General features: G+C 59.4%; 12 protein-coding genes. 4 read left to right on the forward strand and 8 right to left on the reverse strand.

All coding sequences use genetic code 11. The annotated features are described in order from the left end of the window. Positions 1 to 24: 24 nt before the first annotated feature. Positions 25 to 1,011 carry a dipeptidase gene (locus FIU93_RS26100; RefSeq protein ID WP_286202452.1) on the forward strand — a complete coding sequence of 329 codons (987 nt, stop codon included), beginning with the start codon at positions 25 to 27 and terminating at the stop codon, positions 1,009 to 1,011. A 381-nt stretch (positions 1,012 to 1,392) separates the two neighbouring features. Continuing rightward, positions 1,393 to 2,160 carry a GntR family transcriptional regulator gene (locus tag FIU93_RS26105; RefSeq protein WP_173017414.1) on the forward strand — a complete coding sequence of 256 codons (768 nt, stop codon included), beginning with the start codon at positions 1,393 to 1,395 and terminating at the stop codon, positions 2,158 to 2,160. A 114-nt stretch (positions 2,161 to 2,274) separates the two neighbouring features. Here FIU93_RS26105 and FIU93_RS26110 read toward each other — a convergent pair whose 3' ends face one another. The 5 genes from FIU93_RS26110 to FIU93_RS26130 form a co-directional block, all read right to left on the reverse strand. Further along, positions 2,275 to 3,900 (reverse strand): ABC transporter ATP-binding protein, encoded by a 1,626-nt coding sequence (locus FIU93_RS26110; RefSeq protein WP_209010238.1) that lies wholly within the window; start codon positions 3,898 to 3,900, stop codon positions 2,275 to 2,277. Between the two features lie 10 nt (positions 3,901 to 3,910). Continuing rightward, entirely contained in the window at positions 3,911 to 5,038 is a 1,128-nt protein-coding gene (locus FIU93_RS26115) for an ABC transporter permease subunit (RefSeq protein ID WP_055659503.1), read from the reverse strand. Between the two features lie 13 nt (positions 5,039 to 5,051). After that, on the reverse strand, positions 5,052 to 5,975 hold the full coding sequence (gene oppB / locus FIU93_RS26120; RefSeq protein WP_031268981.1) for an oligopeptide ABC transporter permease OppB: 924 nt from the start codon (positions 5,973 to 5,975) through the stop codon (positions 5,052 to 5,054). 108 nt (positions 5,976 to 6,083) lie between these two features. Then, on the reverse strand, positions 6,084 to 7,670 hold the full coding sequence (locus FIU93_RS26125) for a peptide ABC transporter substrate-binding protein (protein ID WP_062489583.1): 1,587 nt from the start codon (positions 7,668 to 7,670) through the stop codon (positions 6,084 to 6,086). A gap of 222 nt (positions 7,671 to 7,892) precedes the next feature. Next, positions 7,893 to 8,375 (reverse strand): BA14K family protein, encoded by a 483-nt coding sequence (locus FIU93_RS26130; RefSeq protein ID WP_055658545.1) that lies wholly within the window; start codon positions 8,373 to 8,375, stop codon positions 7,893 to 7,895. Positions 8,376 to 8,578: 203 nt separating this feature from the next. Between FIU93_RS26130 and FIU93_RS26135 the strand changes: the two genes are divergently transcribed. Beyond that, a complete protein-coding gene (locus FIU93_RS26135; protein ID WP_152507203.1) occupies positions 8,579 to 10,390 on the forward strand; it encodes an ATP-binding cassette domain-containing protein in 1,812 nt (603 codons plus the stop codon). Between the two features lie 219 nt (positions 10,391 to 10,609). Beyond that, on the forward strand, positions 10,610 to 11,272 hold the full coding sequence (locus tag FIU93_RS26140) for an FAD-binding oxidoreductase (protein WP_152507204.1): 663 nt from the start codon (positions 10,610 to 10,612) through the stop codon (positions 11,270 to 11,272). 124 nt (positions 11,273 to 11,396) lie between these two features. Here the strand turns inward: FIU93_RS26140 and FIU93_RS26145 are convergent, their stop codons facing one another. The 3 genes from FIU93_RS26145 to fabF form a co-directional block, all read right to left on the reverse strand. Then, a complete protein-coding gene (locus FIU93_RS26145) occupies positions 11,397 to 11,969 on the reverse strand; it encodes a GNAT family N-acetyltransferase (protein ID WP_055658540.1) in 573 nt (190 codons plus the stop codon). Further along, entirely contained in the window at positions 11,966 to 12,523 is a 558-nt protein-coding gene (locus tag FIU93_RS26150) for an XRE family transcriptional regulator (protein WP_152507205.1), read from the reverse strand. The genes FIU93_RS26145 and FIU93_RS26150 overlap by 4 nt, the downstream gene beginning before the upstream one ends. A 92-nt stretch (positions 12,524 to 12,615) precedes the next feature. Beyond that, on the reverse strand, positions 12,616 to 13,878 hold the full coding sequence (gene fabF / locus FIU93_RS26155) for a beta-ketoacyl-ACP synthase II (RefSeq protein WP_023000045.1): 1,263 nt from the start codon (positions 13,876 to 13,878) through the stop codon (positions 12,616 to 12,618). Positions 13,879 to 13,936 lie beyond the last annotated feature (58 nt).

The following is a 13,936-nucleotide window of genomic DNA, read 5'->3' on the forward strand; positions in this document are numbered from 1 at the left end:
CTCCTGAAACTAGAAATCGAGGCCATGAAAGGCACCGAGCGCAGTTTCTTTGACCGCTCGACCACAGGCCACATCGACATGGTGCGGGCGCAGGAAGCCGGATTTGCCGGCGGGCTTTTCGCCATGTTCGTACCTTCCAACCCGGAACAGGACTTCACCCGCCCCTTCAACCCGAAGGACCCTGCCAACTATCAGCCCTTACCGCAGAAGAGTGCGTTTGATTTCACAAAACGTATGCTGGAACGGGCCGAGCAGATCGAAGCCCAGTCGGAAGGCAATGTCGTCATTTGCAGAACCCCGGACGAGAACCGTACAGCGATCGAAACCGGCCAGATTGCCATAAGCCTTCACATTGAAGGTGCCGAAGCCATCGATACCAACCTCTATGCGCTGGAGGAACTCTACGGACGCGGCCTGCGCTCACTTGGCCTGGTGTGGAGCCGAGAGAATGATTTCGGATACGGTGTGCCGATGGCGCACCCGGCTTCACCGGATATCGGCCCCGGCCTGACCGGCGCGGGGCGAGATCTGGTTCGCGCCTGCAACCAGCTCGGGGTGCTGCTTGATGTGTCCCATCTGAACGAAAAGGGTTTCTGGGACCTGGCGCGCATTACAGAACGGCCGATCGTTGCCAGCCACTCCAATGTTCACAAGATTTGCGAAAGCAGCCGCAATCTGACGGACAAGCAGCTTGATGCCATCAAGGAAAGCGGAGGTCTCGTCGGCATCAATTTCCATGTTGCCTTCCTGCGCAAGGACGGCGGTCATTCGCGTGACACGCCGCTTTCGGTCATTGCCGACCATGCAGCCTATCTGGTTGACCGCCTCGGCGAAGACAGCGTGGCTCTCGGCTCGGATTTCGACGGCTGTGTCCTGCCGCGCGACATTGGCGACGTCACCGGTCTGTCCCGTCTGATGGAAGAGCTCGACGGCCGCGGCTTCAATACACCGGTACTGGAGAAGATCGCCTGGAAAAACTGGATCTCCGCACTGGAGAAAGCTGCCGGCTGAACGGGCCTTTCTCGCCTTTGATCAAGATCACTCCGCCCGCCTCGCAAACTTGTTACCATGCGTAAACAGTTAGCGATTGCATTTGTGGACGGGCGGAGAAACAATGCATTTATTGTTATTTTTTGGCAGCCGTCTAAATATTAGATCCGGAATTCCACCTGAACTGCACGTTCAAGACCCACCCTCATCGGTGGCACAAGATGCAGGCAGGTTGCAGTATTCAGGCGGTTGTGCGTGGTTGGCACGTCCCATTGACCGTTCCTTCGCACCAGCGGATGGCCGGATGGAGAAAAAAACGCGAGATTGCAGACGGCGATATTTGTCGGCTGTGGTCTTTCTTTGCGTTGCCATTCAGACGCGATGCCAGTGGGGGGCAGCGACGTGAATGTATTACTTACCGCGGACAGACGTTCGCCGGTTCAAGCGGAAAACAGGGGCAAGCGCGCGCGCAAGTCCGATGCAGTCTATCAGGACCTCAAACGCCAGATCCTGACCGGGGAAATGACCTCGGAAAGCCCGATTACAGAACAATCCCTTGCCCAGGACTATGGCTGCTCGCAGAGCACCATCCGTGAAGCGCTCATGCTGCTTCAGGAATGCGGCCTCGTTGTTCGCCGCGGCTATCAAGGCACCTACGTCACAGATCCCAGCCCGCTAGAAGCCCGTCTGATGCTGAAACTGCGCATCGACATTGAATCAACCGGCGTCGTGGAAGCGGTCAAACATGTCACCAAGGACCAGGTGAACGAACTCTATGACCTTGAAGACCAGTTCGAAGCCTGCCGCGACAAGCGGGACGTGTTCGGCTGTGCGGAAATCGACCGTGCCCTGCATCTGAAACTCTTCAGAATTGCCCGGATGCCGGTTCTGGATCCTATGCTGGTCAGGACCTTCATGATCCTGCAACGGGTCATGCTTTCGAGACCGCGTTCCGAACCGTCATGGACCAGGCCGAATGTGACCCCGCACCGGTCCGTCATCGAAGCGCTGGAAGCTCATGATGTCGACGCGACGCTGACGGCTCTTCGAGCTCATATCCTGTCGAGCGCCGTTTTGCTGGCTCCACACTTTTACGGTACGGATATCGTGGAATTGCAGGACCAGTTCGACGCGTTGCCTGTTCAGGCAGCTGGCTTCAATTGGCGCTAAGCTAAGCTCAATCGACCTTCCCGCTCACACAGACCGGGAGCCCACAGGTTGCGGGCGGCCAACCGCTTTAGATTGACCGCCCGCGCACCCGAGATGCTTTTTGAAGGTTCGCCCTCAGGCGCTTTCCATCATTTGCTGCTGGGTCAGCATTGCGGCCCCGATCAGCTCCTTGGTGTAATCGCACTTAGGCGCCTCAAAGATCGCGTCGGCGGACCCCGCCTCAACAACCTTGCCACGTTGCATCACCATCACCGTGTCGGACAGCGCGCGCACGACGGCAAGGTCATGACTGATGAACAGATAGGTCAGGTCATGAGCCTTCTGCAGGTCACGCAGCAGTTCCACCACCTGCTTCTGGATCGTCCGGTCGAGAGCCGAGGTCGGCTCGTCGAGCACGACCAGTTCCGGCTTCAGAACCATGGTGCGGGCAATCGCGATACGCTGACGCTGTCCGCCCGAAAACTCGTGCGGATAGCGATTGCGCATGACCGGGTCGAGTGACACTTCCTCAAGTGCCTTGCAGGCGCGCTCATCCCGCTGGCGGGCGTTGAGTGAGGGTTCGTGCACCATCAACCCTTCGGAAATGATCTGGCCAACCGTCATACGCGGGGACAAAGACCCGAAAGGATCCTGGAAGATAAGCTGCATGTCCTTGCGAAGCGCGCGCATTTCGGAACGGTTCTTGCCGCTGATCTGCTGTCCGTGGAACACCACCCGGCCACCGGCCGGCAACAGGTTCAGCACTGCACGACCAAGGGTGGACTTGCCAGAGCCACTTTCGCCGACGATGCCCAGTGTCTGGCCCTTGCGCAGCGAGAAACTGATGTCGTCAACCGCACGCAACACATGCTTGGGCTTCAGGAAACCGGAATCGAGCTCGAATTCCACTTCGACCTTCTGCGCTTCCAGCAGAACAGGCGCGCTGTCCGGCACCGGCAGCTTGTGGCCTGTCGGCTCCGCATCCAGAAGCATCTTTGTGTAGGGATGCGCAGGCCGGGTGAAGATCTGCCCGGTCTCGCCGCTTTCCACCACTTCACCGGTTTTCATGACATAGACCCGGTCCGCGATACGGCGAACGATACCCAGATCATGAGTGATGAAGATCACCGCCATGCCGAGCCGCTTTTGCAGATCCGCCAGAAGGTCCAGGATCTGCGCCTGCGTGGTGACATCGAGCGCAGTGGTCGGCTCGTCGGCAATCAGCACGTCTGGATCGTTGGCAAGCGACATTGCGATCATCACACGCTGGCGCTGGCCGCCTGACATCTCGTACGGATAGGCGTTGATCTTGCGTTCCGGCTCGGGAATGTTGACGAGTTTCAGAAGCTCGAGGGCCTTTGCCTTGGCCGCTTTCCACGACAACCCGCCATGAACGACCATGGGCTCGGCCAGCTGCCGTCCGATGGTGTAAAGCGGGTCGAGCGAGGTCATCGGCTCCTGGAAGATCATGGTGATCTTGGCACCGCGGATCTTGTTGAGCTTGCCCACCGGCAAGCCGAGAATATTCCGGCCTTCGTAGATCACCTCGCCGCGTGTGCGCCCGTTGGACGCCAGAAGGCCCATAGCCGCCATCATGGTCTGGCTCTTGCCCGAGCCGCTTTCCCCGACGATCGCGACGGTTTCACCCGCCTGGACGTGAATGTCGACGCCTTGAACCGCATTGACGGTACCCGTCGCGGTTTCAAAGTCGACCTTCAGATCCTTGATTGAGAGGACCGTTTTCTTGGTTTCGCTGGTCATGGTCTTCTCCTCACCGGTCCTTCGGGTCCAGGGCATCGCGCAGGCCGTCGCCGATGAAGTTCAGCGCAAACAGGGTCGATGTCAGGAAGATGGACGGGAAAATCAGCATCCAGGGAGCCCCTTGCAGATTTCGCGCGCCTTCGGAAATCAACACGCCCCAGCTGGTCATCGGCTCCTGAATGCCGAGGCCAAGGAAGGACAGGAAACTTTCCAGCAGGATCACCTTCGGCACCAGAAGTGTCATGTAGACCACGACCGGACCAAGCGTATTCGGGATGATGTGCCGGCGCACGATACCGCCATCGGCCACACCGAGTGCTTCCGCCGCCTGAACATATTCCTGGCGTTTGATGGTCAGCGTCTGCCCGCGCACGATGCGCGCCATGTCGAGCCATTCCACGGCACCGACGGCGATGAACATCAGGATGAAGTTGCGGCCGAAGAACACGACGAGCATGATCACGAAGAAGATGAACGGCAGCGAATAGAGGATATCCACGACGCGCATCATCATCTGGTCGACCCGGCCACCGAGATATCCTGAAGTCGCCCCGTAGAGAACACCGATCGATATCGCAACGATGGTTGCCAACAGACCGATGGTCAGTGACACGCGGCCGGCGATGAAGGTCCGGGTCATCATGTCCCGACCATTGGCGTCGGTGCCGAAATAGAAATGCATGAAGTTGATGTCGGCCCTGACCGTTGCAGACTTGTTGTCTGCGGACATGTCCGTCAGCTCGGTATTCTTGAACAGGTCGCTACGGTCAAAATACAGCACTGACCGGGGATCGATATCTCGGCTGGAGGTGACCTTGGCGACAATCGTGTCGCCTTCGCGCTCAAACGCATCCACGGTCAGACGCGCCCGTTTGGCGGAAGACATGAAACCGGGCTCGACCTGCTCAGGCTTCGGATAGGCCTCCAGGCTGGCCGGTACCTTCACGTAGTCACGATAGACTGTGTCGTAGTGATGAGGCGACAGGATCGGACCAAGGATCGAGATCAGGCCGATTGTCAGAAGCACGATGATGGAGGCGACCGCCGCACGGTTGGCGAGCAACCGGTCGCGCGCGTCGTCCCACAGGGAACGCCCCTTCGCAGGCGCCCCGGTGGATGATGTTGCAGTGAGGGTCACAGTCGTCTCCTCCTCAGTCGTAGCGCACACGCGGATCGAGCAGCGCATAGAGCAGATCCACGACGAGGTTGAACAGGATAACAAAGCAGGCAACGACAACAACCGTCCCCATGACCAGGGTGTAGTCACGGTTGAGAGCGCCCTGCACGAAGTAGCGGCCGATGCCCGGGATACCGAAGATGGTTTCGATCACGACGGAACCGGTGAGCAGCGCTGCCGCAGCCGGGCCGAGATAGGAAACGACCGGCAGGATCGCCCCTCTGAGCGCATGCACCACCACGATCATGTAGGAGGTCAGCCCATAGGCCCTTGCAGTGCGAACATGGTTGGACCTGAGCGCCTCGATCATCGAGCCGCGCGTCAGACGTGCCACGACTGCGATCTGAGGCAGCGCGAGTGTCACGACCGGCAGCACCCGGTTGACGAAAGCCCCACCATTCCAGCCCCCCACGGGCAACCAGCCGAGCCACACGCCGAGGATCAGGGTCAGGATCGGCGCAACGACGAAGTTGGGGATCGTGACACCGAGCGTTGCCGCAGCCATGATCGAATAGTCTGCCGGTTTGTTCTGGCGCAGCGCCGCCGCCACGCCCAGGAACCCGCCGACCACCAGGGCCAGGCAGAGCGCGGACAAGCCCAGCTGGATGGAGATGGGAAGACTTTCCGCAAACAGTTCATTGATCGAGAAGTCGCGGAAGTAGAAACTCGGACCGAAGTCCAGACGAGCCACGCTCTGCAGGTACAGCAGGTACTGGTTCCACAAGGGCTCGTTGAGATGGTAGATCTTGTTCAGGTTTTCCATCACCTTTGCTTCTAGGGGACGTTCCAGATCGAACGGTCCACCCGGCGCGATGCGGATGAGGAAAAAGGAAATCGTGACAATCAGAAAAAGCGTCGGGATTGCGCCGAGCAATCGTCCGAGGACATATCGGAGCATAGGCTTTGCCTCTGTTTGTTAAACGGCGGTCTTTCGGTCAATCTTGATTGATTGATGCCGCCTTGCAAGAACCGGCAGGGAAGCCCTGCCGGTCTCGATGTTGTCAGGTTATTCGGAGATGCTCATCCAGCGGGACGGATGGATGTTGAGGAGGTTGTCCTCAAATCCTGCCATCTTGTCGGAGACCAGGTTCATGGAACCGTAGTACATCATCGGAATGAACGGCAGGTCCCGCATGAAGAGCTCTTCAGCCTTCTTCAGGATGTCCGCACGCTTCTCCAGATCCACCGTGACGGCCGCTTCGTCCATGAGTGCATCATACTCAGGATTGTTGTAGCGGGCGTAGTTGAAGCCGTCGTTGTCGCTCTCGACCATGAACAGGAAGTTCTGCGGGTCGGAGTAGTCGCCGATCCAGCCGGCGCGGGCGACGTCGAAGTCCTGACGGTCACGCAGCATGGCGTAATGCGTCTTGGTGTCGGTGTTGATCAGCTTGACGTTGACGCCGAGAGGTTTCCACATGTCGGCAATCGCGACTGCCGTGTTCTTGTGGTTTTCGGACGTGTTGTAGTTGATCGTCAGTTCGACAGGATTGTCCGGGCCGAAACCGGCATTGGTCAGAAGTTCGATCGCTTTTTCTTCGCGGTCGATCTGGGACATGTCCTTGTAGTCGGCATAGGCCGGTTCACCGTAGTTGCCGATGCCCGGCGGCACGAAGGAATAGCCGGCCACCATGGTGGAGCCCCAGATTTCGTCGGCCAGGAATTCACGGTCGATCGCCATGGACAGAGCCTGGCGGACGTCCGGGTTCTTCAGGACTTCGTCTTCGTGATTAAGCGCGTAATAGTAGGTGCCCAGATACGGCGCCACGTGGAACTGGTCACCCAGGTTCTCACGCATGAAGGCAACCTGCTCGGTCGGCGCATCGTTGTTGGTGTGCAACTCGCCGGCCTGGAACCGGCGCAGAGCCGCGCCACGGTCTTCGGTCGGATAGAAGAAGACAGTGTCGATCTTCACCTGATCAGCGTCATGGAAATGCGGGTTCTTGACCGCTTTCACATGTGCGTTCGGCACGAATTCTGCGAGGGTGAAGGCACCGTTGGTGACGATGTTTTCGGCTTTCACGAAATCGGAGCCGAATTTTTCAACGGAAGCCGGATGGACCGGAAGGCCGGTCTGGTGGCCCAGAAGGTCAATGAAATATGGCGTCGGGGACTCCAGAGCGATCTCGAGCGTATGATCGTCAAGCGCCTTCACGCCGAGTTCTTCCGGCTTGGCTTCGCCCTTGTTGACCTTTTCGGCGTTCAGGATCGGATACAGAACGTTGGCGTATTTCGCGCCTGTTTCCGGGTTCATGATGCGCTGAAGCGAAAAGACGAAATCGCCGGCAACAACCGGATCCCCATTGGACCACTTGGCATCATCGCGCAGCATGAAGGTGTAGGTCTTGCCGTCGTCGGAAACCTTCCACTCCGAAGCCACGCCCGGAATGATCTGGCCATCGGCGCCATAGGCAACCAGGCCCTCGTAAAGATCACGCAGGATATGCGCTTCATAGGTTGTGGAGGTCTTGTGCTGATCCAGGGTTTCCGGGTCGGCAGTGTTGCCGCGGTGGTAGACCACCTCTGCAACCGCAGTAATAGATGTAGCAGCCATCAAGGCAGCCGCAAGCGCTGTCACACGCATGGACTTGAACATATCGCTCTCCCCTCTTGGGTTATAGTTGAAGCAAATGGAACGATGGGTCACAAGATTCCACGCTCTTTGCGAGCAATCAAGCATCCCCCAACGGCACATTTCGACCTTAGTCGCAAAAAGGCGATGTTTTTGCTTGTTTTTAAACGAAACCGGAAAATTTTTCCGTTGTTTTACTCGGCGGTCAAATAATTTGACCTCAACACGCGCAATTATGTTTCAATCCTAGCGGCAAAATCGATATTTTCCACTATGAGCCAGATACATGCCCGTATCAGGGTTGAAAGACTTGAATTTCCGCGCGCAATAGGCCGTCCACTGAGGGGTAAAAGGAGCCAGTCCGGTCTTGGTATAGGGGACACGCTGCGGTTGTCCGCGATAGCGCGGCGGGTTCACATAGACCCGCGACCGGTAGGGATAGGCCCGCATGTCGTAAGGGTGGTAATAGTAAGGTGCGCCATAGGGACGGTAAGGCGGGCCGTAAAGACCATAAGGTGCGTAGAAGGCGCCGCCGCGATAGCCACGATTGCCGAAACCGAAGCCGATACCGACACCATTGAAATAGATCCCGTCGGCACGTGCGGGCGATGTGCCGGTCAAGCCGGCGACTGCCCCGGCCAGACACATGGCGACAGCGGCAAGACAGATCCGAAACCGCTTACGGGCAAGAGAGCCCCTTTCGCGTTTCGCCAGGTTCAGGTCAGACATGATGCTCTCTCCTGTCGGCGCACGCCCCGCGCCAGTTGGTCGCCCCTGTCCACACGCTGCCCAGAATAACGCATTCGAGCACCAAAATCTCTCCGATCCCGATCAAAAATGCTGGGCGTTCTTTCCGGGCCGCTTGCGCGGTTCACGCGCGGCCAGTAAACCGGGCGCCGATCCGACATTCCGACCGGGAAAACAAGACCCTCATGGCTCCACCGCTGCTGACACTTCGCGACGTTCATCTGACCTTTGGCGGCACGCCACTTCTTACCGGTGCCGAGCTTTCCGTTTCCGAAGGTGAGCGCATGTGCCTTGTCGGCCGCAACGGCTCCGGCAAGTCGACCCTTTTGAAGATTGCTGCCGGCATGGTGGAGATGGACAAGGGCGAACGCTTCTTCCAGCCCGGCCGCACGGTGCGCTATCTCCCGCAGGATCCGGACCTTTCCGCCTATGCCTCCACACTGGAGTATGTCAACGAAGGCCTGACCGAGGGCGACGATCCCTATCGCGGCGCTTATCTTCTGGAAGTCCTGGGCCTTAGCGGCACGGAAGACCCGAAGTCCCTTTCCGGCGGCGAAGCCCGCCGAGCTGCCCTCGCCCGGACGCTCGCCCCCGAGCCGGATATTCTGCTGCTCGACGAGCCAACCAACCACCTGGACCTTCCCGCCATCGAATGGCTGGAACAGGAGCTCAAGAGCCTGAAGTCCGCCCTGGTGCTGATTTCCCATGACCGTCGCTTCCTGGAAAACCTGTCGCGCACCACTGTCTGGATCGACCGCGGTGTCGCCCGCCGGCTCGACAAGGGCTTTGCCCACTTCGAAGCCTGGCGCGACGAGGTGTTCGAGCAGGAAGAGGTCGACCAGCAGAAACTGGCGCAGAAGATCAAGCGCGAAGAGCACTGGATGACCTACGGTGTCACCGCCCGGCGCAAGCGCAACATGCGGCGCGTGCGCGAGCTTGCCGACCTTCGCAAACAGAAGCGGGAACACCGCGGGCCTCAAGGCACCGCCAAGCTTGCTGCCACGGATGCCGAAGTTTCGGGCAAGCTGGTGATCGAAGCCAAAGGCATTTCCAAGACCTATGGCGACCGTGCCATCGTCAAGGACTTCTCGACCCGCATCCAGCGCGGTGACAGGATCGGTTTTGTCGGCCCGAACGGCGCCGGCAAGACGACGCTTCTGAAGATGCTGACCGGCGAACTGGCACCGGACACGGGCACGACACGGCTCGGCACCAACCTGGAAATGGTCACACTCGACCAGAAGCGCGAGAACCTGAACCTCAACGACACGCTGTCCTCGGTCCTGACCGGCGGGCGCGGCGATACGGTGGTGATCGGCGACGAGACCAAGCATGTCATGTCCTACATGAAGGACTTCCTGTTCTCGCCGGAACAGGCCCGTACGCCTGTGGGTGTGCTGTCGGGCGGTGAACGCGCCCGCGCCATGCTCGCCCGGGCACTGGCCAACAAGTCGAACCTGATGGTGCTCGACGAACCGACCAACGACCTCGACCTTGAAACGCTCGACCTGCTGCAGGAACTGCTGGCCGACTATCCCGGCACGGCCCTGATCGTCTCGCACGACCGCGATTTTCTCGACCGGGTGGCAACCTCCGTGATCGTTTCGGAGGGCGACGGCCTGTGGCGTGAATATGCCGGTGGCTACACCGACATGCTGGCACAACGCGGCGAAGGCGTGACCGCCCGCAAGGCCGACAAGGCAGCGCCCGTGAAGAAGGAAAAGCCTTCCGCTCCAGAGGCTTCGCCGCAAAAGCCTCAGGCAAAATCAAAACTGAGCTTCACCCAGCAGCATCTTCTGAAAACCCTGCCGAACACGATCGAGAAACTTGAAGCACGTCTCGAAATGCTTCAGGCGGAAATGAACGACCCGCAGCTCTACGTGAAGAACCCTGACAAATTTGCCAAGATATCCCAGCAAATAACTGATCTCACGAATGAAAAGGATGCTGCGGAAGAGCAGTGGCTGGAGCTGGAAATGCTGAACGAGGCGGGTTAGGCAAGCTGTTCGGCACATCAACTTCAGAAATTGATTCAACTCTGGGACCGCCCTGCTCTGCACTCCGGCACCGCGATCACATGGTCTCGGGAGCACTAGGCGCCTCACTGGGCACATTGCACCAAATCGGACCTATGGCACCCAGCCGGGACACCGTGTTCTGGCGGAACCCGCCGCCACCTGTCGCGTTTCCTTTTCGAGCAAGAAGGAGACGCACAGATGCACAAGGCGACCATTCTCAAGATCGACCAGGTCACTCACGATGTGAAACGCTTCCGTCTTGTCGAGCCTGAAGGGTTCGACTTCAAGGTCGGTGACGCGACAGAGATTGCGCTCGATGAAGACGGCTGGCGGGACGAGACTCGCCCCTTCACGATGACGTCCTTGCCCGAAGAGCGAACTCTCGAATTCACCATCAAGGGATACCCCGATCATGACGGGGTTACGGAGCGCCTTCACAAGCTGAAGGAAGGCGACCACGTGCTGATCGCCGATCCGTTCAAGACCTTCCGCTATGACGAGCCGGGCGTGTTCGTTGCCGGCGGCGCCGGCATTACGCCGTTCCTTGCGATATTCCGGGACCTGGAGAAGAAGGGAAAGCTGAACGGCAACCAGCTGATCTTTGCCAACAAGACCTCGGAGGACATTATCTACCGCAAGGAACTTGAGGCTATGGACGGCCTGAAGATCGATCACGTTCTGTCAGACGAAGACACGGCCGGCAGCCACCACGGCATGATCGACGCGGACATGATCAAGGAATTCGTGCCTGATCTGGACCGCCGCTTCTACCTTTGCGGACCGCCGCCCATGATGGAGGCGGTTCAGGAAGTGCTCGAGGAACTTGGCGTCAAGGCGGACTCTGTGGAATTCAGCGACTAACGCAGGCGGGGTGGGTCTGCTTCCTCAGCTGAGCCACCCTGGCGACTGGCAAACCAGGCAAAGCCCAGCGGAGACCCGGGCCTCGGGCCTCCGCCGCCACTACTGCGGAGCAAATCGCCTCCCCTCACCGTAAATCCTTGAAGAACACGGTTGTCGCGTCCAGATGGCCGCGGCTGTTATAGGCGTAGTCCGGAATGACGCCGACCTTCTGGTATCCGCAAGTCGGGTAGAGCTTTTCCGCCCGATCTCCGGTGACCGTATCCAGCACCAGCATCCAGCGGTTCTCGGAACGGGCAAGGCCATCGATGGCCGACATGAGCTTTCTGGCAAGTCCCTTGCGCCGATGTTCCGGATGAACCATCAGCTTGGCGACGTCCGCCCGATGGGGTTGGTTGTCGGCTCCTGCCTTCACAAGCATCACCACGCCCGCGATGTGCACACCTTGACGCGCGGCAAGCAGAAATGCCTCGCCACTTTCGATGGCGGGCAGCTTGCTCGCCCAGAAGGATTCCGCCTTGTCCTGTGGCATCGGCAACAGGAAGCCGATCCCGGCACCATCTTCGACACATGCTTTCAGAAGCTGCCCCAGGGCGGGAAGCGACCTGCGCACCTCATCTGCGGACATCAGATCGACGGGTGCTTCAGGCGTGAACGGCTGGACTTGCAGAGGTCCGGTCTCGGTAACGGGAAGTGTCATGGCGTGATCACCGTCAGGAAATAGCGTGCCGGAACCGGTCCAGACGCGTGGTAACTGTTGGGGGCGTTGAGACGGAACCGCAGGGCATCACCAGGCTCCAGGTCGTAGACATCCGGGCCAATGACCATCCGCAGGCTCCCCTCCAGAAGCACAAGTTGATGCTCCAGATCCGGAACCGGCGGAGCGGCATAGGCAACGGTGGCACCCGGGGGAATGCAACCTTCGATCATGGCCCCGCGATACCCGCTTGCTGCCGGCGTTAATGTTCGGCGGACATAACCAGTCTCCCGGTCCGTCCAGACGGCCTGCGCGTCCCGAGGAACAAGGCGCTCGATCGTAGCGGAGGCTGCTCCGAATAGTTCGGCCATTGAGAGGCCGAATGCCGCGGCAAGTTTTCCGAGAACGCTTGCGGTCGGGCTGGTGTCGCCGCGCTCGATCCGCGAAAGGGTGGCCCGGCTGATACCGGTGCGTTCGGCCAGATCTTCCAGTGGCCAGTTTCTGGCCCGTCGCAGCTCGGTCAGCCGCCGGGCAAGATCTTTATCAAGGTTCGACATCGAAAAATCCCATAAATGAGAATCTTCTCATATATGGGATTTTTCATTTTACAAAGCTCAAAGAATGAGCAGTGTCTGACGGTCTGTTAGTTTCACACCTTCGAGAACACTGCGCTGGCGTTCACACCGCCGAAACCAAAGCCATTGGTGAGGATGTGGTTGACGTCACGAGCAATGGCCTTGCCGGGGATCATTTCGAACCGGCTCATGGCCTCGTCGGCCGCTTCCAGATTGCGGGAAGGCGGCAGCAGACCGCTCATCAGGGCCTTGACGCAGGCGATTGCCTCCACGGCTCCCGCTGCCCCCAGCAGGTGGCCGAACATCGACTTTGACGACGACACCGCAAGGTCCTTGCCACGGTTTTCGAAAAGCGTTGTCAATGCAGCAATTTCGGCAGCATCGCCGACGGGCGTAGATGTGGAGTGCGCGTTGACGTAACCGATTTCACCAGGCGAGAGATTGGCCGTCGACAAGGCCTGCCGCATTGCCCGCAGACCGCCCTCACCGTCCGGCGAAGACGCGGTAACGTGATAGGCGTCGGCACTGGTGCCGTAACCGGCCAACTCGGCCAGGATCGTCGCACCGCGGGCGGTGGCATGATCATGGTCTTCCAGGATCAGGATGCCAGCGCCTTCGCCCATGATGAAGCCGTCACGGTCCTGGTCAAATGGCCGGGACGCATGGGCCGGGTCGCCATTGCGTTTGGAGGACATGGCCTTCGCGGCACAGAACCCGGCGTAGGAAACCTTGTCGATACAGGCTTCTGACCCGCCTGCCACCATCACGTCGGCTTCTCCCGAACGGATAATACGGGCGGCATCGCCAAGGGCCTGAAGGCTGGCGGCACAGGCAGTCACCGGCGCGCCAATCGGCCCCTTTAAGCCATGCCGGATGGAGACCTGCCCGGCAGCCAGGTTGGCCAGGAACGACGGCACCAGAAAAGGCGACGCCCGGCGGGGACCTTTTTCGTCCACCAGCCGCGTACCGGCGGTCATGGCCGGAAACCCGCCAACCCCGGTCGCGATGATCGTGCCTGTGCGTTCCTTGTCCCTGTCGGACTTCGGCTCCCAACCCGCATGGGCCAGCGCTTCCTGAACCGCCCCCATGGCAAAATGGATGAACCGGTCAGAGCGGCGCTGTTCGCGCGGATCCATCACTGCATCGACATCAAAGCCATGCTCGTCTTCTGCTTTCGAAGGAACCTCGCCTGCAATCTGGCAAGCCAGCTCACCTGCATCGAAGTGGGTGATCTGGCGAATGCCGTTGCTCCCGTCTTTCACCCGGTTCCAGAAGGCATCTACCCCGGTGCCCAGCGGGGAAACGATCCCCAGTCCCGTCACGACCACACGTCGCATGTCTTACCTCACATTGGTTTGCCAGCGCCCCCGCCCCGGCAGTTAAGATGTGTCGAGG

Source organism: Labrenzia sp. THAF35 (assembly GCF_009363595.1).
Lineage (GTDB): Bacteria > Pseudomonadota > Alphaproteobacteria > Rhizobiales > Stappiaceae > Roseibium > Roseibium algicola.

Coding starts and splice junctions, on each gene's coding strand:
- oppB (WP_031268981.1), bottom strand. CDS start 5,975: ATGCTCCGATATGTCCTCGGACGATTGCTCGGCGCAATCCCGACGCTT.
- FIU93_RS26100 (WP_286202452.1), top strand. CDS start 25: ATGAAAGGCACCGAGCGCAGTTTCTTTGACCGCTCGACCACAGGCCAC.
- FIU93_RS26110 (WP_209010238.1), bottom strand. CDS start 3,900: ATGACCAGCGAAACCAAGAAAACGGTCCTCTCAATCAAGGATCTGAAG.
- FIU93_RS26140 (WP_152507204.1), top strand. CDS start 10,610: ATGCACAAGGCGACCATTCTCAAGATCGACCAGGTCACTCACGATGTG.
- FIU93_RS26145 (WP_055658540.1), bottom strand. CDS start 11,969: ATGACACTTCCCGTTACCGAGACCGGACCTCTGCAAGTCCAGCCGTTC.
- fabF (WP_023000045.1), bottom strand. CDS start 13,878: ATGCGACGTGTGGTCGTGACGGGACTGGGGATCGTTTCCCCGCTGGGC.
- FIU93_RS26125 (WP_062489583.1), bottom strand. CDS start 7,670: ATGTTCAAGTCCATGCGTGTGACAGCGCTTGCGGCTGCCTTGATGGCT.
- FIU93_RS26150 (WP_152507205.1), bottom strand. CDS start 12,523: ATGTCGAACCTTGATAAAGATCTTGCCCGGCGGCTGACCGAGCTGCGA.
- FIU93_RS26130 (WP_055658545.1), bottom strand. CDS start 8,375: ATGTCTGACCTGAACCTGGCGAAACGCGAAAGGGGCTCTCTTGCCCGT.
- FIU93_RS26135 (WP_152507203.1), top strand. CDS start 8,579: ATGGCTCCACCGCTGCTGACACTTCGCGACGTTCATCTGACCTTTGGC.